Annotated in this window: 19 protein-coding genes and 2 pseudogenes; 9 read left to right on the forward strand and 12 right to left on the reverse strand. The window is 68.2% G+C overall.

What is annotated here, in order from left to right; genetic code table 11:
• The first annotated feature begins 1,119 nt into the window (after positions 1 to 1,119).
• The 3 genes from ACH4OW_RS33515 to ACH4OW_RS33525 all read left to right on the forward strand — a co-directional run bounded on the left by ACH4OW_RS33515 (position 1,120) and on the right by ACH4OW_RS33525 (position 3,686).
• On the forward strand, positions 1,120 to 2,544 hold the full coding sequence (locus ACH4OW_RS33515) for a M1 family metallopeptidase (protein WP_360136197.1): 1,425 nt from the start codon (positions 1,120 to 1,122) through the stop codon (positions 2,542 to 2,544).
• A 425-nt stretch (positions 2,545 to 2,969) separates the two neighbouring features.
• A complete protein-coding gene (locus ACH4OW_RS33520) occupies positions 2,970 to 3,143 on the forward strand; it encodes a CsbD family protein (protein WP_360136195.1) in 174 nt (57 codons plus the stop codon).
• A 321-nt stretch (positions 3,144 to 3,464) separates the two neighbouring features.
• Positions 3,465 to 3,686 carry a helix-turn-helix domain-containing protein gene (locus ACH4OW_RS33525; RefSeq protein ID WP_398031700.1) on the forward strand — a complete coding sequence of 74 codons (222 nt, stop codon included), beginning with the start codon at positions 3,465 to 3,467 and terminating at the stop codon, positions 3,684 to 3,686.
• An 83-nt stretch (positions 3,687 to 3,769) separates the two neighbouring features.
• Here ACH4OW_RS33525 and ACH4OW_RS33530 read toward each other — a convergent pair.
• The 4 genes and pseudogenes from ACH4OW_RS33530 to ACH4OW_RS33545 form a co-directional block, all read right to left on the reverse strand.
• Positions 3,770 to 4,119: pseudogene (locus tag ACH4OW_RS33530) on the reverse strand (ATP-binding protein); the annotation flags it as partial.
• A 223-nt stretch (positions 4,120 to 4,342) separates the two neighbouring features.
• A pseudogene (locus ACH4OW_RS33535) lies at positions 4,343 to 4,801 on the reverse strand (Mu transposase domain-containing protein); the annotation flags it as partial.
• Between the two features lie 802 nt (positions 4,802 to 5,603).
• The gene (locus ACH4OW_RS33540; RefSeq protein ID WP_398031702.1) at positions 5,604 to 6,065 is read right to left on the reverse strand and encodes a DivIVA domain-containing protein; all 462 of its coding nucleotides are present in this window, start codon (positions 6,063 to 6,065) and stop codon (positions 5,604 to 5,606) included.
• A gap of 10 nt (positions 6,066 to 6,075) precedes the next feature.
• Positions 6,076 to 7,182, reverse strand: a complete 1,107-nt coding sequence (locus ACH4OW_RS33545) for a globin domain-containing protein (protein ID WP_398031703.1) — start codon at positions 7,180 to 7,182, stop codon at positions 6,076 to 6,078.
• Positions 7,183 to 8,104: 922 nt separating this feature from the next.
• Between ACH4OW_RS33545 and ACH4OW_RS33550 the strand changes: the two genes are divergently transcribed.
• Positions 8,105 to 8,290 carry a hypothetical protein gene (locus ACH4OW_RS33550; RefSeq protein WP_398031705.1) on the forward strand — a complete coding sequence of 62 codons (186 nt, stop codon included), beginning with the start codon at positions 8,105 to 8,107 and terminating at the stop codon, positions 8,288 to 8,290.
• A 19-nt stretch (positions 8,291 to 8,309) separates the two neighbouring features.
• Here ACH4OW_RS33550 and ACH4OW_RS33555 read toward each other — a convergent pair whose 3' ends face one another.
• Together ACH4OW_RS33555 and ACH4OW_RS33560 are read right to left on the reverse strand one after the other, a co-directional pair.
• Positions 8,310 to 8,933, reverse strand: a complete 624-nt coding sequence (locus tag ACH4OW_RS33555) for a hypothetical protein (RefSeq protein ID WP_398031706.1) — start codon at positions 8,931 to 8,933, stop codon at positions 8,310 to 8,312.
• Positions 8,897 to 9,679, reverse strand: a complete 783-nt coding sequence (locus ACH4OW_RS33560; protein WP_398031708.1) for a hypothetical protein — start codon at positions 9,677 to 9,679, stop codon at positions 8,897 to 8,899. Before ACH4OW_RS33560 ends, ACH4OW_RS33555 begins: the two co-directional genes overlap by 37 nt.
• A gap of 503 nt (positions 9,680 to 10,182) precedes the next feature.
• Here ACH4OW_RS33560 and ACH4OW_RS33565 point away from each other — a divergent pair.
• Together ACH4OW_RS33565 and ACH4OW_RS33570 are read left to right on the forward strand one after the other, a co-directional pair.
• A complete protein-coding gene (locus ACH4OW_RS33565) occupies positions 10,183 to 11,661 on the forward strand; it encodes an MFS transporter (protein ID WP_398031710.1) in 1,479 nt (492 codons plus the stop codon).
• Between the two features lie 416 nt (positions 11,662 to 12,077).
• On the forward strand, positions 12,078 to 13,556 hold the full coding sequence (locus ACH4OW_RS33570) for a hypothetical protein (RefSeq protein WP_398031711.1): 1,479 nt from the start codon (positions 12,078 to 12,080) through the stop codon (positions 13,554 to 13,556).
• A 34-nt stretch (positions 13,557 to 13,590) separates the two neighbouring features.
• On the opposite strand, the gene ACH4OW_RS33575 is transcribed toward ACH4OW_RS33570, so the two are convergent.
• Complete coding sequence (locus ACH4OW_RS33575; protein WP_398031713.1) at positions 13,591 to 13,962, reverse strand: hypothetical protein; 372 nt, start codon at positions 13,960 to 13,962, stop codon at positions 13,591 to 13,593.
• A gap of 564 nt (positions 13,963 to 14,526) precedes the next feature.
• On the opposite strand from ACH4OW_RS33575, the gene ACH4OW_RS33580 reads away from it, so the two are divergent.
• Positions 14,527 to 14,946, forward strand: coding sequence for a hypothetical protein (locus ACH4OW_RS33580; protein ID WP_398031714.1), 420 nt, complete (start codon positions 14,527 to 14,529; stop codon positions 14,944 to 14,946).
• A gap of 57 nt (positions 14,947 to 15,003) precedes the next feature.
• On the opposite strand, the gene ACH4OW_RS33585 is transcribed toward ACH4OW_RS33580, so the two are convergent.
• Together ACH4OW_RS33585 and ACH4OW_RS33590 are read right to left on the reverse strand one after the other, a co-directional pair.
• Positions 15,004 to 15,309, reverse strand: coding sequence for a transcriptional regulator (locus ACH4OW_RS33585; protein ID WP_398031715.1), 306 nt, complete (start codon positions 15,307 to 15,309; stop codon positions 15,004 to 15,006).
• Positions 15,310 to 15,313: 4 nt separating this feature from the next.
• A complete protein-coding gene (locus ACH4OW_RS33590; protein WP_398031717.1) occupies positions 15,314 to 15,784 on the reverse strand; it encodes a hypothetical protein in 471 nt (156 codons plus the stop codon).
• 83 nt (positions 15,785 to 15,867) lie between these two features.
• Between ACH4OW_RS33590 and ACH4OW_RS33595 the strand changes: the two genes are divergently transcribed.
• Positions 15,868 to 16,032, forward strand: a complete 165-nt coding sequence (locus ACH4OW_RS33595) for a hypothetical protein (RefSeq protein WP_398031718.1) — start codon at positions 15,868 to 15,870, stop codon at positions 16,030 to 16,032.
• 228 nt (positions 16,033 to 16,260) lie between these two features.
• Here the strand turns inward: ACH4OW_RS33595 and ACH4OW_RS33600 are convergent, their stop codons facing one another.
• The 3 genes from ACH4OW_RS33600 to ACH4OW_RS33610 form a co-directional block, all read right to left on the reverse strand.
• Positions 16,261 to 16,581 carry a GNAT family N-acetyltransferase gene (locus ACH4OW_RS33600; RefSeq protein WP_398031906.1) on the reverse strand — a complete coding sequence of 107 codons (321 nt, stop codon included), beginning with the start codon at positions 16,579 to 16,581 and terminating at the stop codon, positions 16,261 to 16,263.
• Between the two features lie 90 nt (positions 16,582 to 16,671).
• Positions 16,672 to 16,995, reverse strand: coding sequence for a hypothetical protein (locus ACH4OW_RS33605; protein ID WP_398031720.1), 324 nt, complete (start codon positions 16,993 to 16,995; stop codon positions 16,672 to 16,674).
• 9 nt (positions 16,996 to 17,004) lie between these two features.
• Positions 17,005 to 17,697 (reverse strand): TetR/AcrR family transcriptional regulator, encoded by a 693-nt coding sequence (locus tag ACH4OW_RS33610; protein ID WP_398031721.1) that lies wholly within the window; start codon positions 17,695 to 17,697, stop codon positions 17,005 to 17,007.
• A gap of 82 nt (positions 17,698 to 17,779) precedes the next feature.
• On the opposite strand from ACH4OW_RS33610, the gene ACH4OW_RS33615 reads away from it, so the two are divergent.
• Positions 17,780 to 18,994, forward strand: a complete 1,215-nt coding sequence (locus tag ACH4OW_RS33615) for a hypothetical protein (protein WP_398031723.1) — start codon at positions 17,780 to 17,782, stop codon at positions 18,992 to 18,994.
• Positions 18,995 to 19,124: the final 130 nt, after the last annotated feature.

Here is a 19,124-nt window from a genome sequence, read left to right on the forward strand (position 1 = left end):
ACCGAGGTCCGACACGGTGAGGGTGCGGGTGAGGAATTCGATGGCGTGGCCGTCCGGGTCGCTGACGTAGACCCCGCGGCCGCCCGCGCGGTGGTCGATCTGCTGCGGCCTTGGCAGACTGCCCGCCCTGTCACCTCCCGCAACCACCGCCGCTGCTCGTGTCCAACGCGACGTACTGCCCGCGCGACCGGCAGGTCGCGCAGTACAGCTCCCTCAGATCCTTCGCCATACCCCCACCGTCCCCGGCACGTCTGGTTCCGGGAAGACGCGCGCCCGCCATCCCGCCCGGCACGGTGCCCCCGTCGCCGTACCACTGGCCCACCGGCGACGCGGGCCAATGCCCGAGGGCGGCGATGCCACACTGGCTCGTCTTCCCGGGCATGCAGGAAATGCACGGGGCTGTGGTTACGGGGGTGGGAAAAGGGCGCACAGGCACTGTGTCTGTCGGGGGGTCAGGCTGTGAAGGCGGTGGTAGTCGGATATGCCGAGGCGGTCCATGATCTCGCGCCCGTCTGGGCCCTATACCAGGGATGGCCAGCAGGACTGTGCGGACGCGCAGCTCCCCCAGCGCCGAGTCCGGTGTGTCCAACAGTTCGGCCACCGTCACCTCGCCGGACTTCAGGCGCGGGGGCTCGGCTGAGGCTTGGCCGGCTACGACCAGGGGCTCTTCGTGATCCTGCGGAAGAGGGATGGGAAGGCGGTTCGGCTTGTCCCCGCGCAGCGGGCCACCCTCTACCCGTACGACCGGTCGGCGCCCGTACGACGATCCCGCGCCTCGGCGCCTCCCGCACCAGCGACACAGCCCGGAGCCAAGCCGGGACTTCAAGCAGGAACCTGCGACCCCAAGTGGTCACCTTCTTATCCGCCTTCGATTGGAGGCAGGAGGCGGCACATACCTCTGGCGTATGACATCGGATCACTCTGCGGGTGGATCATACGGATGGCCTGGGCCCGTAATGTCGATTACATCACCGTCATGATGCTTCGCTCCTGCAGAGGACGGGGCTGCGGTGCAGGGGGACGCGGCAAGAGACCGGAACCAAGGACGTGCACATGCTTCGCAGACCTCGCAAAAAGGTACTTCTCACTGTTTCCGCGGCGGCCGTCGCGGGAGCGGCTGTGGCCGCCGTCGCGATTCCCTCGGCCCTGGCCGGTGAGCCCGGTGGCCGGGCGGGGGCGGAAAACGCCGGCGACCGGCTGTTTCCGGAACTCGGCAACGGCGGGTACAACGCCGGCTCGTACGACGTACAGTTCGACTACCGGCCCGGCACCCCGAAGATGGACGCGACCGTGACGATGCGGGCGACCGCGCAGCAGGACCTGAGCCGGTTCAGCCTGGACGCGGCCGGGCAGGACATCAAGTCCGTGTCCGTGCAGGGAACTCGGGCCGACTTTCGTACGTCGGGCGAAAAGCTCACCATCACGCCGAAGAACCCCGTGCGCAAGGGCCAGACGTTCACTGTGCGCACCGACTACCGCGCCGACCGCAGCAAGAACCTCCCCGGTCCCTCCTGGCCGGCGGGCGTGAAGTACCCGTTTAAGCACTGGGTTCCCACCGAGGACGGCTTCGCCTTGATGGGCCAGCCCGATCGTGCGCATCTGTTCTTCCCGAGCAACGACCACCCCAGCGACAAGGCCCGGTTCACCTTCCGCATCTCCACGCCCAAGAACCTGCAGGCGGTGGCCAACGGGTCCCTGATATCGCGCCGTACGGCCGGAGACCGCACCACCTACACCTTCCGCACGCGCGATCCGATCCCGACGCACGTCGTGCAGGTGGCCGTCGGAAAGTACCGGCAGGTCGAGCAACGCGGGCCGCACGATCTGCCGATCCGCAGCTATGTACCGGCCGACCAGTACACGCAGCTCAAGCCGGTGGTGAGCAAGACGCCCGCCCAGGTGGCGTGGCTGGAGAAGGAGATCGGACGCCCCTTCCCCTTCGAGGCCTACGGGATGCTGGGGGTCAAGAGTCCCTACAACGGTACGGCCTTGGAGACCGCCACACTGTCCACCTTCAGCTCGCTGGGACTGAACCGGCCGGCCAAGCAGGTGGAGCCGATCATGGCTCACGAACTGGTCCATCAGTATTTCGGTGACGCGGTGTCCGTGCGGAGCTGGGACGACATGTGGATCAGTGAGGGCCACGCGCACTACTACCAGAACCGCTATGAGGCGGACCGGGGCTTTTCGAAGCTCGAGGAAAGCATGCGGACCCTGTACGAGCACGATGCGAAGACGCGCCCAGAAAACGGACCGGCCGGCAACCTCAAGCGCCCCAGCGACGTGCTGACCGAAACTAACGTGCCGGGCGCGCTGATGCTCTACGGGCTGCGCAACCAGGTCGGTGACGCGACGTTCCGGCGCATCGAGCAGAGCTTTTTCGACCGGTACCGCAACAAGGGGGCATCGACCCAGGATTACATCGACGTCGCCAACAAGGTCTCCGGCCGCGACCTCGCACCGTATATCAAGAGCTGGCTGTACGGCGCCAAGACTCCGCCCATGCCCGGGCACCCGGACTGGAAGTCCGAGCCACAGGGATAAGAGCGCCTTCGAACTCACCGACCGCAAACCCACTCGAAGGCCGCGGCTGGCTGATCCCGCGGGTAACCAGACCGGATCACCTGCAGTGCAGGACGTCTCGAACCACGAGGCAGAATCGGCCCGCCGCGTTTTCGGGGAAGACGCAACGGGCCCAGGCGGGCCGGGCCTGCGGCGGCTTAAATGCAGGTGAGAATCCGTCCCGCTGCATAACTGCATCCCAGCCCCAGCGGATCCGCTGCCAGAAGGGCAACAGCGCGAGAAGCAATACAAGCGCCAGGGGCATTGTGCTACCGCCCTGCGGAACAGCCTACGCCCTGTGCTCTCACTCACACTCGCATCAGCGGAAAATGATGATGCCGCCCGTTTCTCTGCCCGTCATGGGGGCAGAGGTATTCATATCCGACAACCTGCGCAAGGAGGACGTCATGAGCGCAACTGAGAAGGCCAAGGCCGAGGTCGAGCAGCTCGCAGGCACGGTCAAGAAGGAGACCGGCCGCGCAACGGGGAACGATCAGACGGCGGCCGAAGGGGCGGGCGACAAGGTCAAGGGCAATCTCCGGGAAGCCAAGGAAAAGATTAAGGACGCCTTCCGCGACTGAGTATCCGGACGGCATGGCACCGCCGGGGCAGCGACCTGCCGAGATCACTGCCCCGGCTTTGCAGGGCACTGCGTTCATCAAAGCCCCGCCCGGATACGGCCCGGGCAGGCGGGCCAGCGCACCGGCCCCTTCTGACCTGCTTGTTCGCTCAATATGCGCGGACCGGAGCGCGGGGAACTCGAACGGAGGCTCTGTTTTCAAGGGGCAATGCGGTGCCTTGACGGCAAATGGTGTCCTAGGGCCCTTGCCGGATGAGTGGCCAGGAACGCCGCGTAGGGTGACCTGGAGATTTTAGAGCGCACTTCCCACGAGGAGGCATAGGTGGCCGAGACCCTGAAGAAGGGCAGCCGGATAACTGGCACCGCGCGCGAGAAGCTCGCGGCAGACCTGAAGAAGAAGTACGACTCCGGAGCGAGCATCCGAGAGCTGGCCGAAGAGACCGGCCGCTCCTACGGGTTCGTGCACCGGATGCTCAGCGAATCCGGCGTGCCCCTGCGTGGCCGTGGCGGAGCGACCAGGGGCAAGAAGGCCTCCTCGGCCTGACCGAGGCGGTCGGCGATTCCGACCGTACCCGCTCGGCCCTCAACACCTTAGACGGTGTCCTACATGGTGAGGTTGAGGAGCCGTTTGTAGCAGCAGAGGGCGGCGGCGAGGCCGAGGAAGGCCAGGGCGATCAGCAAGCGGGACTTGCCGGTGCCGGAGTCGCCGATCAGGTACAGCGGCTCGCCCTTCTCGACCCACTCGCAGGTCGCGAGCGTGTCGACGGTGGCGGGGTCGGCGTCGAAGCCGAAGGCCCGCAGGCTCTTGTCGCGGGGAAGGCGGCGGCCTTGATACGGCGCTCGGAGCGCCGCCGCCCCCGGTCGTCGCACTCGGCCATCAGCAACTCGGCGAAGAAAGTCCGGTAGGACATCTGCCTGCGGGCGGTCGCGTCGGCCAGGCCGGGGAACTGGGCGCGGATCGAGGGCGGCCGCAGCATCCATCCCCGTGCGCGGCTCGCGCGGCATCCCACCACCGGTCGTGCAACGGAGTGAACAGGCCTGCGGCGCGGGGGCCTGTTCCAGCGCGGTCGAGCCCGGAAACGCCCCGGGCCTGCGCAGCAGCGCCTCCAGGTAGTGGTCCAGGACCAGGCGGGAGCCGAACCGCCCGCCCAGGCACTCGTGCCGGGCCACCACGCTGCGGCCGTCGTAGACGACCAGGACGTTGGCGTGCAGCAGCACCCGCAGCTGTCGTCCGATGAACCGCACCGGTACCGAGTACTTGTTGCTGCGGACACTGATCCGGGAGAACCGGTCCACCCGCGGGCTGAGCCAACGTCCCGTCTCGAACACCTGCGTCGGTAGCGCCCTCATCTGCGGCTGTTCCTGGGCGAAGGCTTCCCCGATGGTGCGGGTGCGCGAGCGCAGCCGCCGCCCCTCGTCCGCGATGTCCCACTGGTCGACCAGTTCGTTCAGCTCCGTCGGCGCCTTAACCTGCGGGAAGGGCACGAAGTGGTTGCGGCGGAGGTAGCCGATCTGCCCCTCCGCTCCCGCCCTTCTCGTGGGCGTCCTCGATGCCGGGCCGGCAGTAGAAGGCATCCGCGTTCCGGTGCGAGCGAAACGCGGTCCACCGGTCGGTCTCCATCCGCAGCCGGGAAACCCCAGCACCCGCTCCACCGCCATCCGCAGGTTGGCGTAGCGGATGCGGTGCGGCGCCCCGCCCAGCGCACGGAAGGTGTGCACATGACCTTCGCAGAAGGATGGCCGCAGGAGGCGAACACCGGGTGCACCGCCTTGCCCGAGTACGGCAGCCGCAGCGAGAACAGGTCGGAACCCGGCTGAGCACGATGTGCAACGTCCCCGAAGTCGGCCTCCGCCTCCGCCCCCGGAAGATGCGTCTGCGGGATGAACAGCGCCGCCGGCCCGGCCCCCGCCACCTGCGGGTCTCCGGGCGCCGCGCCTTTACATGGGTGCGGACCGTGGAGTAGGAGATGTCGTCGGCCCCGTGCCCTTCGACCAGCCGGTCGAAGGTCCGCTGCGCGGTGTGCCGCTGCTTGGCCGGCGCGTCCAGGTCCGCCCGCGGCATCCCGTCGATCAGCGGCTTGTACGGATCCAGCCGTGGCTCCCGACGCCGCTGCTTCTTACGCGGTCCCGGCCACTGTGCATCCAGCGCCCGCCGCACCGTCCTCCACGTCACGTTGTGCTTGCGTTCCAGCGCCCGCATCGACATGCCCAGCCGGTAGCCCCGGCGGATCGCGGCGTACAGGTCGACCTGCGGCTGCGAGACGACACCCATCAGACCCCCACAGGCAGAGGCACACTCAGCCTCGCACCGCAAGGCTCCGGCCACCGTCAAAACAAGGCGACATCGCCAAAACCGGTCAGCCGACGCCTTCCGCAGCCACTTACAAACGCCATCCACAGTCGCTGGCATAGCCGCGTACTGGTCCGTGGTGCCGGTCAGCGATCGCGCTATCTGGCGCAGCTATGAGAAGAGGCGCTCGATCTCCTCCTGGTCGCTTTCGGACGGCTGGGCGGCCTGTACCCACCTCTGCCGAAGGATCGCCTCGGCCTGTGCCCTGGCGGCCCGCACCATGTTGCGGGCCTGTTCCCGAGCCGCTGTGATGGTCTGCTCGGCCGACTGCTGAGCGCGAGCTTGCTGCAGCACGGCGTCCACGGGCGGCACCCCGGTGAGGCTGCTGCCGTCACCGATGTTGTTCGCCCGGATCCAGTCCCGGTGACGCTGCATGTCCGCCCGCAGCCGGTCGTTCTCCTTCGTGAGCGCGGTCAGTGCCTGGGCGCAGCGCCGAAGCGCGTCGTGTACCGCCTCTTCGCTGTAGCCACGACGGACCAGGGGCGCGCGGGGGAAGGTCATCGATCGCAGAGTCTCGGGCGTCACCCAGCGCTCCCGGGACACCTGCGGCTGGTCGGCTCCTGTCTCGTTCACTTGTCTCCGATCACCGAGTGTCTTCGAAGTGCAGCAGGTCGTCGGGGATTGCTGCGCCCGCCAGATCACGCACGGTGGCGGAGACCATGGCCGGTGAACCGCAGATGTAGAAGGAGCGTCCGCCCCCCGCGCCGGAGCGCAGGACCGGGCCGGCGAGGCTTCGGTTGTCGAAGGTGCCGGCATTGGCACCGACCAACGGAGTGACACGAAGCCACGGATGAACTTGGGCCAGTTGCCTGAGCGCGGCCAGGTCGTACAGACCGTGTTTGTCGCGTGCCGCGACGAACAGGTCCACACGGCGGTACGGTCCGTGCTGCGCGATCTCCTCGACCAGCGCCCGCAGTGGGGCCAGGCCGGTGCCGCCGGCGATCAGCACCAGGTCCCGGCCTTGGGACGCCCGCAGTGTGAGCCGGTTTCCGACAGGAGCGCCCAGGCGCAGCACGTCACCCTTGCGCAGCCCGTACACCAGGGCGGGGCTGAGCAGGCCGCCGTCGACGGCACGCACATGGAACTCGATGGTCCCGTCGGCGCGCTGCGCGTTGGCCGGGGTGTAGGGCCGCCAGGTGCTGGGCAGCATCGGGGCTTCCACCATCACGGACTGCCCGGCCTGGTATGCCATCGGCTTGTCCGGACGTAGCGTCACTACCGCAAGGTCGGGCCCGTGTTGCTCGTGCCGCACCACCTGGGCGTTCCACCAGGCCGGATTCACCGCACCGTCCGCTTCGGCGGCCTGGGTCATGGTGCGGGCCACCAGGGCGTACGCCTCGGTCCAGCCACGCTGGAGTTCCGGGGTCCAGCCGTTGCCCAGGAAGTAGGCCAGCGTGGCCAGCAGGGCCTGTCCCACCGCCTCGTAGTGCTGGGCGACCACCTGGAACTTGCGGTGGTCTCGGCCCAGCTGCTCCAGGAAGGGAATGAGCTGGTCCGGGTCGTCCACCTCCGCGACGATCCGCCCGAGTGCGGTGACGAACCGGTCGCGCTGGGCCCCCATGGCCACCGGAAACATCGGTCGGACCTCCGGCGCGATGAGGAACAGGTAGGAGTAGAAGTACCGCGGCACCTCGTCTCCCGCCTCGCCGACGATGGCGAAGGAATCTCTCAGCGCCTGGGAATCGCTCACGTCCGCCCTCCGGTGACGGGCAAAGGGTGGCCTCCCCAAATCGGGTGCCGCCCGACGGCTGGCGGTGATGAGCCGTCAGCAACGGTGGATATGGCGTCACCAGTCGCGGCGCCGGCCTTGGCGCCCCCGGTGGAACACTGGGGAATCGTGGTGCCTGAGGCCGAGGCCGGGGCGACGTCGGTGGTGCCGATGGCCTTCTCGATCACGGCCGCAGTCCGCTCGGCCGGGGAGGGGGTGACGCCGGCGAAGGCGGCGGGGCCGCCCTGAGCGTGAATGCGGCTGCACTGATGGTGGCGACGATGGTGCTGGACATGCGCTGGCGGTGGTTCATGACGACTCTTTGTAGGCAGATTCGCAAGCCCCCGGTACCAGGGGGCTGATGCCGGGGCGGGAGATTTCGACCATGGCATATGCGGAGGAGCGCGCAAAGGCTGAACAGGTGAGTACCTCGAGAATCGGGGCTTTGGTCCCAGAGCTGGTGAGCCGGATAGCCGGGCCGGCTGTCGATGAGGCCCCAATTTTGCCGTGCTAGCCGGGACTTTGATCCCGGCCTTGCGAACTGGTCTGGCCGGTCCGCTTCTGACGAGGCCGCAGAGGTGGCGGGGCGGGGCCGTTCAGGCGGCGGTCCGCAGTACCGAAGGTGGACGCGCGTCCGTCAACAGGACAGGCAGCGAAGTGTCGGGGACCGGCCTTCGCCAACCTCGGCGAGGGCGGAAGTGCGGAAGGTGGTGGACCACATGCGGTAGAAGTCTCGAAGACCTGGTGCAGGTAGCCCGCGGTGGCGCCGTTCGGCGATCCGCATCCACTGCTTGCGTTTGCGGCGCCAGCGGAGCAGGCCGGCTCCGGACATCACGAATCTTCGCAGCTGGGGCAATCCAACGCGGCTGAGGGCGGCGACGGCGCCCACCTGGTCCTCGGTGCGGTGCCCGCCTCACTCAGCCGTTCCGCGCCGCAGGAGCCGGCGGAGGTGGTCCGCCTCGCCGGCTGGCTGAGCGTCACCGAACGCCGTGATGTCCTCGCGCACCGGGTCGCGGACTTCGCGCAGCGCTGGGACGGCGGCCAGGACTGGCACGGCGGGCCCGGGCCGGCGGCGGCCAGATACCGGTGACGACACCAGCCCGGCCCGCCTACGCCTCCGGACCGCTCGCATCGTCGTCCTCATCGAACTCCGGCATCGGCAAGGGCTCGGCCTCCCGCATCAACTCCGCCGCCCAGAACCGCTCCACCGCAGCGGGATCCTGCACCACCGGAGAGGTCACCGTGGGCTCGTCGGCCGCAGCGCCCTCCGTCCGCGTGCCGGAGGCGCGGGAGCCGTCCGGCCAGCTGCGGGCGAAGCGCCGCAGGGCGCGCCGCTGTTCGGCTTCGTGCGCGATCCGGCGGGCCAGGACCGTGCGATCGATGTGGGGTGCGACGGCGGCGAGGACCAGGCGCTGCAGTTCGTCCGGGTCCAGGGCTTCGACCTCCCACTGCACCGGGTGGGCGGGGGCGAGGCCGTGGCGGCGGGCGAAGGCCGGCCAGCGCGGGTCGCCGCGGTTGCCCTCCGCCGGGGGCAGGCCGTAGGCGAGGACCTGCTCGTAGGTGAGGGCGACGCGTTCGGCCGTGGTCCAGCAGCCGGTGCGGGCGACGAAGTCGCGCTCGATGTCCTCCCCCGACGCATCGCAGTCGCCGAGGTTTCTCCGGGGCGACCCGAGTGTGCGGATGGAGTTTCCGCAGCTCAGGAGCGGTCTGGAGCACTGTAGCCGATGCGACATGTGTGGTGCACGGGACCTACTCGTCCTCGTCGCCTTCGGCAGCCAGCTCGCCTGTGGTGCGGCGAACGATCTTCTTCCAGGCACTCCTCGTGGTAGCGCTTGTAGTTGACGTCGCGGGTGTTGACGTCGTGGGTGGTGAACTGGCCCGAGCGGACGTCGTGGGCGGTGACGGCGATCTGCTGGAACTCCAGGTCGAGCTTGCCGTTGCCGTAGCGGTGCATGCGCTCGACCACCGACCGGGGCACGCATCTGCCGGTAGGGTCCCAGTCCCCTGCGAAGATCACAGTGACGGGTTTGCCCTGTCTCGCGTACTCCTGTACTGCTTCATAAACGAAGGTCTTGGAGGACTGGCCGCGGCACGAGTACAGACCCACGCCCCAGGCGGAGGTCACCGGCAAAAGCACGCCGCCGACGCTGTCACTCTCCACCCGTACCTCGACACGGCGGCTCTGCGAGGCCCACAGGTTGCGCCGGTAGCCCTCCGCCGCGCGCTCCATGGCGTCCTCCAGGGAGTCGTACTGGAGTTCCTGCCGGATCATGCGGGTGCCGTCGGTGATCCAGTCCCACGGGATCCTCCCGGTCTCCCGCAGGTAGCCGAGCTCCCGGACGACGACCGAGTAATTCCGGCGCGACTGCCCGGTGTCCTTGGCCCACAGGTGCCCGATGCCCAGGTAGTAGACGTGGCGGACGCTGCACGGCCGCGCCCCTCGCGCGACGGAGATCATCGCCTCCCGCAGGGACTCCACCTGCGTTATGTCCGACGAGGCCGTTTTACGGAGCTAGCGTCGTAACTCGCCATACCTCCAGTGAACGCCCGGGTCGGGGCTGTTCATGACGTCGCAGTCTGCGGATTGAAGCTTCACTTTGCGGAGGATCTTGTGGGCCGAAGAGTTACCTTGCGGGCCCGGCAGGCCGCGGCGGGCCATGGGTGAGTTATCGCGTTGCATGGACGCCGGAGCGGCGTTTACCCTGTTTGAGTTCCGCCTGTGCCCACTCCGGGGCCTGGCGCTGTGTTTCGAGGTGACGACTTATCTCCCAGGCCAAGTAGCCGTCCGCAGTTCCCCACGTTCTGATCGTTTGAACGTGTCCGGGGGCGGACGTCGCGCTGGCCTGAGTTGCGTCACCCACCCCCGCATTTCCCTGTCATTTTCCGGGTGCAGCTCTGCCGTCTGCCCCGGGTTTCGTGTTTTCCGGCCCCGGTGCGGCTGACGGCAGGGCTCCCCGACTCCTTGGGTCAGGAGCCCTCACAGTGCCTTCCCCCGCGCTCGACAACGAGCCGCAGCGCACCACCCCACCCTCAGCCCACCCCGCACCCGGACTGTCGAAGATGGGCCTGGCTGCCTGGGTTGCCCTCCTGGTGCTGCTGGGCGCCGAGCTGATGGACATGATCGACCAGTCGGTCGTCCTGACCGCCCTGCCCGCGATCCAGGAGTCGACCGGCGCCGGACCGGACATGGTGCAGTGGCTGACCACCGGCTATTCCCTGCCCATCGCCGTCGGTCTGATAACCGGCGGACGCCTCGGCGACCTCTACGGCCGGCGAAAGATCCTTCTCATCGGCACCGTCGTGTTCACCACGGCCTCGCTGCTGTGCGGCCTGGCTGCCGGGCCGGGCGTGCTGATCGGCGCCCGCGCCCTCCAGGGCGTGGGCGTGGCCGTCATGATCCCGCAAATCCTGGCCACCCTCCACGTCACCTTCGACGGGCAGAACCGCAGCAAGGTGTTCGGTCTGTACGGGGCCATCATGTCGCTCGCCAATGTCCTGGGTCCGGTGATGGGCGGCCTGCTCACCGAGGCCGACCTGTTCGGGCTGTCCTGGCGGCCGATCTTCCTGGTCAACGTGCCCGTCGGCCTCGCCGTTCTCCTTTTGGGACGCCGATTCATCCCCGAGTCGACCGTCAAGAAGGCCGATCGGCCTGACCTGACCGGCATGCTGCTGTCCGCGCTGGCCGTCGTCCTGATCGTCTTCCCGCTCAGCGAGGGGCACCTTCATCACTGGCCGCTGTGGTGCTTCGCCATGCTCGCCACCGGACTGCTCGTCCTCGGCGTCTTCCTGCGCCACCAGCGGCGCAAGCAGAACAGCGCCCCGCTCGTGCCCTTGTCCCTCTTCCGGGGCAGGCAGTTTGCCGGCGGCACGGCCGCGCAGCTGGTGCATGGCCTGTTGTGTGGGCTGTTCTTCATGACCTGGACCCTCTACCTCCAGCGCGGACTGGGCATGAGCCCCTTCCACGCGGCCCTGGCCTTCGTATTGCTCTCCCTGGGAGAGCTGGCCGGCGCGACGATCGCGGCGAAGAGCGGCGGGCGCTTCGCCCGGCGCCTTCCCCAGGCTGGAGCCCTCATCGCGGCCGCTTCGATGGCCGCCTACGGACTCCAGGCAGCCACAGCCGAAGGGGACCTGACCCTGCTGGCGATGACCGCTCCGGTGGTACTGATCGGCTTCGGCCTCGGAATGGTCAGCGGCCCGCTCGCCGACCTGTCCCTCGCCAAGGTCCCCCACGAGGACGCCGGAGCAGCCTCCGGCCTGTTCAACACCGCCATCCACCTGGGCATCGCCCTCGGCACCGCGCTGACCGCCCTGGTGTTCTTCACCACCACCGACGGTTCACCCGACGCCGGACTCAACCGCGACGCGTTCGTCACCGTGCTGTGGTGGGTCGGCAGCCTCCTCACCCTGATGTGGGCCCTGATGTTCTTCCTGCCCAAGCGCACGAAGAACCGGGCCGGCTGAGCCGGCTCCCCCAAGGCGGCGGCACCTCCCAGTGCCGCCGCCTCTCCGGTGCCGCCGTCACCGCCCCGGGCACGGGTGCGTCTCAGTTGGTCACGGGCTGCTGGACGAGTCGGTGTGGCGGTTGAGCTGGGCCATAAGCCCCCAGCCTGAGTACGGAGCACGCCGGTATGCCACGCATTCGTGAAAACCAGCCCGCACGCTCCTGCGCCGGATGCTTTGCCGGGGGCCAGCTTTCCGGAGGGTTGTGCGGCGCCTGCTGCGGTGACCATCAGCGCAACCCCCTCGGGCGGTGTCCCGCTTGCCGGCGCGAGGTTCCGGTCGACAAGCACGGCTACTGTCGGCTGTGGCGAGCCCAGGCCACCTGGGCGATCAAAGCGACGGGCACTTTCCAGCCGCTGCAGCCGTATCTGCTGCAGGTGACTCACCAGCAGCTGTACTTCGCCACCCTCCTGCGGCCGCGCAGCGGCAGGCCGCCGGTGGGAAAACAGGGCCGCCGACCCATCAGGCCCCAGCCGCCCTGCGAGCCCGCCCAGCCGGTCCCGCGGTGGACCCAGCTACGCCCGGCCGTCCAGGCTCCCCGGGACCTGACGCGGTTCCTCCCCGAGCACAGGAACCTGGCCAACCCCGTCCTAATGCGGGCCCGCGCCATGGCCGAGGCGGCCGGCTGGTCCCGCTGGGTCGCCAAGGACGTCGACCAGGCGCTGGTCATCGTGCTCTCCGGCGCCCTGGAGGACGAGCAGACCCGCTACTCCGAACTCCACCGCGGGCTACGGCCCCGCGGTATGAACATCAAGCGGACCGCCGAGATCCTCGACGACCTCAACCTCCTGGACGACGACCGGGCCCCCGCCTTCCAGACCTGGCTCACCGACAGAACCGTCGGCCTGAGCGACGGCATCCGCGCCGACGTCGCGGCCTGGTGCCGCGCCCTCCACGACGGCGGGCCCCACAGCCGCCTCCGCGACCCGGACACCGCCGCCATGGGCTACCTCCTGGTCCTCCACGCCCTCCTCCAGCAGTGGTCCCAGCGCTACGACCACCTGCGCGAGGTAACCCGGCAGGACATCCTGGCCGCCCACGACCAGCTGTCCGGACCGAAACGCAACCACACCCTCAGCGCCCTGCGCTCCCTGTTCGCCTACTGCAAGAAGAACGGCACGGTCTTTCACAATCCCACCGCCAGGATCCGGGTGGGCGCGCAGCCCCTGGTCCGCCCCCTGCAGCCGCTGGTGCCCCATGAGGTCCGAAATGCCGTGCAGTCGGCGGCCACCCCGGCCGCTCGCGTCGCCCTCGCCCTGGCCGCCGTCCACGCAGTGCGGCCGTCGGACATCCCCGCGGTGCGACTCGACCACGTCGACCTGAACGGCAGGCGCCTGACGCTCGTCAGACGGGCCCACCCGCTCGACGAGCTCACACGCCAGGTGATCCTCGCCTGGCTTGAGCACCGCCGACGCAGGTGGCCGGACACCGCCAACCCCCACCTACTCATCAACCAGCAGACTGCCATGGACACCACACCGGTCGGCGAGTCCTGGCTCGCCGCGGTCCTTCGGGGAAGCCCGGTCACCCTTGCGCAGCTGCGCGCCGACCGGCAACTCGAAGAGGCGCTCGCCCACGCCCCCGACGAGCTCCACCTCACCGAAGTCTTCGGTGTGGACGACAAGACCGCGATCCGCTATGCGAAGGCCGCCCGCGCCCTTCTGGAACGGCCCTTCGAGAGCGACCCTGCGGCCTCACCGCTGACCTCCGTACAGGGAAGTGCTGTCCATCAAGACGGTGTCCTATGTGGTGAGGCGGGTGCCCCCGGTGTACGGGGCGGGGTACGTGAGTTGGATCACGGCCACCCTCATGCCACGGCCCGGCCGCCAGCCTCGTCAACATTGCCCCCCGGTTGAAGGATGGGCCCCAAGACTTCCGCTCGCGGGCCGCTCAAGCCGCCGCGCGGCGCCTTCGCAGGGCCGCCACGCCCGTCACCGCCGCGCCGAGCGGTATCAGCACCGCCGCCGCGAACGGAAGCCACGGTGTGCCCTCGCCTCGGGACCAGCCGACGATCAAACCCGCCCACAGAACGACGCCGGCGGGGAGCACCAGCCAGTTCGAGGCGGCGGCAGCCCGGGCCGCCGCGCGGTCTCTCCCATACGTCCGCAGCACCTCGCCCACCGCGTAAGGCCCCACCACCAGCAGGTAAGCCACAACGGCCCAGTCCAGACCCTCACCTCGGCTCCAGTCAACGACGACGCTCACCGCCATGACGCCCATCGCGACGGCGAAGCCCCAGGACAGCCCCTTCTTCGCGGCCATACAGCTCACCCCGCCCACAGCACGGCGCGCAGCGTGCCATCGAGACCGGTACTGCGGGCCCGGGCGGAGCAGGCCCGCATGGCGATCTTGCGGTCTTCCCATTCCAGCATGTCTGTCATACCGGAAGCATATGCAGGGCCGGGTGACCAGACCGGATACCGGTGGCCTTCTCTCGGCCCCACCCATTGTTCCCCAGGTTCGTAAGGATCGGGCTACGGATAAACGCTGCGCACCGCATGGAGGGGCCGAAAGCATTGGGCTTTGGTCCCGTTGACGCTGGACTGTACGGCCCTGGGGCGGACGACCCACCCAATGATCACCTGGGCTTTGGGACCAACGAGGATTCCAGCAGCAGACGGAAAGCCCATGCCGCTGCGGGCTTCGCGTCTGATGCCTCCCCGCGCAAGAGGAAAATGGTCCATAAAACAGAAAAGCCTGCGCCTCTCCGTCATATCCGCTGTCTGTGCCGCAGCCGTCGGGCTCACCGGCATCGGCAGTGCCTACGCTGCTGCTACCGGGGACGCTCGCCCCGTAGCGGCCTTCGCCTCCGCCCACGGTGGCGGCATGTCCGAGGCGGGCGATGCCACTCCTGAGCAGATCGACGAGCTGGCGCGGTATCTCCAGGCAATCGTCGAGGGTGAGACCCTCGGCTCCGACGGAAGGCCCGATTACGCGAAGACGCGTGCTCAGTTCGGTGCCGAGTTCGCCAACGCGCTCGCCGCGGAGTTCAACAAGGCCGGCTCCGGTCCTCACGAGCGGCGCAGTTACGTGTCTTGCCTTCTGGACGGTGTCGGTCTCGGCGGGCTCGCTGGCGCTTCTGCTGACATCGTGAACCACCTCAAGAAGAAGCACTGGAAAGAGGCAGCCAAGCTGCTCACCAAAGAAGCTGCCAAGCGGGGCATCAAAATAGCTGTTAAGGGAGGTGTAGCCGGGCTGGCGGTGGCCCTTGGCGCCTATGCTGTCAAGTGTGCCTTGTGGGGCTGATGGCAAGGACGGATGCTACGCGGGCCTGTTCCTACCCGGAGCTGGCCCGCTTCGGCGTCAGATGTCGGCCTGGACCACTCGGCGTAGCTGGTTGAGGTAATCGTCGAACCGTTGGCGTCCTGACTCTGAGAACCAGATGCGGGTCACCGGGTGCCGTCGCTCACGGAACTTGCCGATCTCGATCAAGCTTTCCTTCTCCAGGATGCTCAATTGTCGAGACAGCTCGGCGGTTGACAGGTCGAGGGCCTGCTGCAGGTCGGCAAAGTTGATCTGCTCGACGTGCCGGAGCGTTCCCAGGATCGCCAGGCGGGTGGGAGAGTGGATCGCTGTCAGCAGGCGGGTGCGGGGGTGCTCGCCGGTCATCTTGCTAGCGCCTCCACCGCAGGGCGAGATGCACCATCAAAGGCACGGCCGGCAAAGCCGCTTCCATCAACGAGACGCCGGCTGACACCGAGGTGCCCCGCAGAATGTCCAGCACCGGCACGCCTGACAACACCCATGCCAAAAACCGTGCGGTGTTCTCCACTTTGGTGTGGGGCCTACGGCAGGTGGCGCGACCGTGAAACCAGTCCCATCGCAGCAGTATGAACAGCAACGCCACCAGGATCACGACACCGATCACGGTGGGCACGCTATGAGCGAGGGCAACGGCAAGGCCCGCGAAGAGCGCGGCTACTGACGCTACGCCGAGGATCCGTTCACACATGCTAGCGGGTCGTGTGAGCGTCGGGGCATCCATGATGACTTGCAGCTGCTCTGCCGGGTTCATGTCGCGTTCCAACAGAATCACCCCCTGTTCACCGTGTCCAGTGATCCAATAATGGAAGCTAGTTTCCATATGTGCAACTACTCGCGTTATTGCGATCCCGTCCGGGACTTGGTTCAGTTCTCCGTCCCGAGTGTCCGGCGACCGCGGCCGCGATGCGCGCCACGCTTACCCACTACAGCGACCATGAATGGGGCGATCGGCCGCTGTGGTACCTGCTCGCGTACCCGCCGGTGGGACTTCTGGCCGCCGCGATGGAGTGGGGTGGCCGGATCCGCGCGTACGCGAACACCTCGTCGACGCCCTCGCCCGGCACCTGACGTACGGGCGGTACGGGGCCCGCCGACGGGGACGACATTTCCGTGACCTGGTGCTCGCGGAGGTGATCGCGGGCGACCGCAGGTGCCACCGGGCAATTCGACCGCGCGGCGGACGAAGTCGACCACCACCTCCGGGTACGTCTCCGACTTCGGGAAGCGCCCCATCCCTGATACGACTTCAGCGCCAGTAGCAACGCGAGCTGATGATCACCGGAGTCCATCCGCTCCTCAGAAGCTGTCAGGCATACGATCCGGGCGGCAGAACAGGAGACCGAGCTCCAGGCCCTGTACCGAAGCCTGGGCCATGGCTGCGGACACAACAAGCCTCGCCAAGCCGCGGCCTTGCAGTTCCGGCGCAACGATTACGCCCCCCAGGCCAGCCACCCGCAACGTGGTGCCACCGACGTAGACGGGTACGGCGACCCAGCCAGCATGGGCCACCAGGCGGTTCTTCGCCCTGATGCCGAAGTGCTGTTCCTTGGGGCGCCAGGTCAGCCCCGGAGCGGAGACCTCAAACGGATCGCGGTCGTCCCCGGCGATATCGCGCAGGTCGGCGGGCGTCTACTCCTGGAGAGCCACCACCTGCGGGGAGGGGAGGAGCGTGTGAGTCTCCTCGTCCCTGGGGTTGTCCTGCATGGTTCATCCCTTCTTCGCGGCGTCGACTTCACGCGGCTGGTGAGCCGCGCTCGGCCCGGCGGACGGTACGGCGCGGGGACGGCCGGTGACCGCGAGCAGCACGGCCGTCGTCAGGCCGAGCACACCGGCCACGAGGAGGTGGCCACCAGGGCTGTGCTCGCGAGGAGGGCGAGCCCTGTCGGTGTGAATACCAGCGTGTTCGTGGTGGCCGGCCGCCCTCCGGCCGAGCAGTTCGCCCGGTGTCTCCTTCTGGACCGTGGACAGGGCGCTGATGAGCGGCCAGGGCAGGACCAGGCCAATGAGCAGACGGGACCTTTGCCGCGTCACGATCATTTACTACGGGTCGATGCGGGCGGCAATCCCGTCGAGGACAGTCTCCAGGCCGAGTTGGAACGAGCCGTCGAAGTCATCGTTGCCGAGGTCGGCGTGCCGGGCCAAGGTGGGGTGGAGTTCTTCTCGGCGATCGAGGTACTGCTGAGCCTGGCGGCGCAGTTCGGCCTCTGCCGCGGGGTCGCGCTGGCTGCTGCGCCAGAGGTTCTGCGTGGCGGTGTACCCCTGCACGTAGTAGGTCAGGGCTGCGACGGCGGCAGTGAGCCGGGGGCCTTCAAGTCCGGCCCGGTTGAGCACGGCATAGATGAGTTCGGATCGTGCGAGGGCGTTCGGGCCGAGCAGCGGGCGGGTGGACATCAGGGCGGGCAGCCAGGGGTGACGCCCCATGACGTGTCTGCTCCGGGTCAGCTGCCGGGTGAGGGCTTCTCGCCAGGGCGCGTCGTCGACGCCGTCCAATTCAATCTCGGCGATGACCTCGTCCACGGCGAGGTCGAGCAGGTTCTCCCTGTTGCCGACGTATTCGTACAGCGACATGGTGCCGGCTTCCAGGCGGGCCGCGAGACGCCGCATGGACAGGCCTTCCACTCCCTCGGCGTCCAGCAACGCCACCGCGGCGCGGGTGATCCGTTGTCTGGAGAGGCGAGGCTTGCGGTCGGGCTCGTCGGCGAGCCAAATCGTCGGGGGGCGTGGCTGAGGCACTCTTCGCGCTCCTTCCGTACGGCGTACGGAGAATCGTACAGCTAGCTTCGTAGCGGAACTCGGCTTCGGACAGGGAGGAAGCATGGCCGTAACGTCACAGGAGTGGCTGCGCGATTATGCGTTGTTGGCGCTGCGCGTCAACCGGCAGATGGCGGGGAGCGCCACGGGGACGGTGCTCATCTATCGAGGGCCGCAGGAGTGGCGTGTACAGGCGGAGAGTGAAGATCCGCCCGCGGCGGGGCAACTGGCCGACGACGCCGATGCGCTGCTGGAGCAGGTGTCGTTCCCACCCGGTCGCGCCGCGTATTTGGCTGCCCATGTCCGGGCTCTGCGGGCGGCCGCCCGGCGGCTGTCGGGCCAGATATTGCCGCTGCCGGAGTACGCTCGCGAGTGCTTGGGGATCTCAGCACAATGGCTGCCGGAAGAGCTGTTCGAGGATGCTCATGATCGGCTGCACACTGCGCTACCACGGGGTGTCGGATCCCTGGCGGAGCGGCAACACGCCTGGCAGGCGGCCCACACATTGCCGCCCGAGCGGCTGAACCGGCTGCCTGCGCTGGTCGGCAGAGCCGTCGGCGAGACGCGACGGCGCACCAGCACCATCGTGCCCTTGCCGACGGACGAGGTGGTGCGATGTCGACTGGTATCCGGTGCGCATTTCCGGGCGGCCGGGGAGTATGAAGGCGGGGTGCAGTCAACTCTGCACATCAACAGGGACCTGCCGTTCAACCTCGCCGATCTTCTGTACGTCGTCGCGCACGAGGGTCACCCCGGGCACATAGCCGAGTCCCTGCTCAAGGAACGCCTGCTCGTCGAGGATCAGGGCCGCCTTGATCAGCAGGTCCGGTTCATGCTCGGCCCCAGCTTCGTCATCAGTGAAGGGCTCGGCCTGCACGCCCAGGACATCGTCTTCCCCGACGACGAGGCTCAGGCGTGGCTGACCGACAATGTCCTCGCCGAATACGGCATGGCCCCCGACGGCAGCGACTTCGCCGCCATCCATCGCGCGCAGAACATCCTGTTTGGCGTCTGGGCCAACACCGCGCTCCTGGCAGCCGAGGGCCGCCCGGACACCGAACTAGCCGCCTACCTCTCCCGCTGGGCCCTGCTCTCCGACGCCGAGACCGGCGCGGCACTGGCCTCACTACGGGCCACAGGTATGGCCCTGTACGTCCTCAGCTACTTTCACGGCTGGCAACTCCTGGACTCCTGGCTCACCGCTCCCGACCGCAGCGCAAGGGTCCGCCGCCTGCTCACTGAGCAACTCCTCCCGGCCGACCTGCAATCTGCGGGCTGACCCAACAGCGAGTGGTCGGGCGCCCACGACCGGCATGCCTTGCGCAGACACCATGGCACGGCACTGAGCGGTCCCTTCGCGGATCGGCGCGTCGCCCACTGCTGGCGCCTGGATCGCAAACAGGTTCTAA

Source organism: Streptomyces sp. NPDC017056, assembly GCF_044332485.1.
GTDB lineage: Bacteria > Actinomycetota > Actinomycetes > Streptomycetales > Streptomycetaceae > Streptomyces.

Excerpts from the sequence above, each read along its gene's own strand:
- ACH4OW_RS33520 (WP_360136195.1), top strand. The coding sequence starts at position 2,970 with ATGAGCGCAACTGAGAAGGCCAAGGCCGAGGTCGAGCAGCTCGCAGGC.
- ACH4OW_RS33555 (WP_398031706.1), bottom strand. The coding sequence starts at position 8,933 with ATGTCGCATCGGCTACAGTGCTCCAGACCGCTCCTGAGCTGCGGAAAC.
- ACH4OW_RS33575 (WP_398031713.1), bottom strand. The coding sequence starts at position 13,962 with ATGGCCGCGAAGAAGGGGCTGTCCTGGGGCTTCGCCGTCGCGATGGGC.
- ACH4OW_RS33580 (WP_398031714.1), top strand. The coding sequence starts at position 14,527 with ATGTCCGAGGCGGGCGATGCCACTCCTGAGCAGATCGACGAGCTGGCG.
- ACH4OW_RS33585 (WP_398031715.1), bottom strand. The coding sequence starts at position 15,309 with ATGACCGGCGAGCACCCCCGCACCCGCCTGCTGACAGCGATCCACTCT.
- ACH4OW_RS33590 (WP_398031717.1), bottom strand. The coding sequence starts at position 15,784 with ATGGAAACTAGCTTCCATTATTGGATCACTGGACACGGTGAACAGGGG.
- ACH4OW_RS33595 (WP_398031718.1), top strand. The coding sequence starts at position 15,868 with ATGCGCGCCACGCTTACCCACTACAGCGACCATGAATGGGGCGATCGG.
- ACH4OW_RS33615 (WP_398031723.1), top strand. The coding sequence starts at position 17,780 with ATGGCCGTAACGTCACAGGAGTGGCTGCGCGATTATGCGTTGTTGGCG.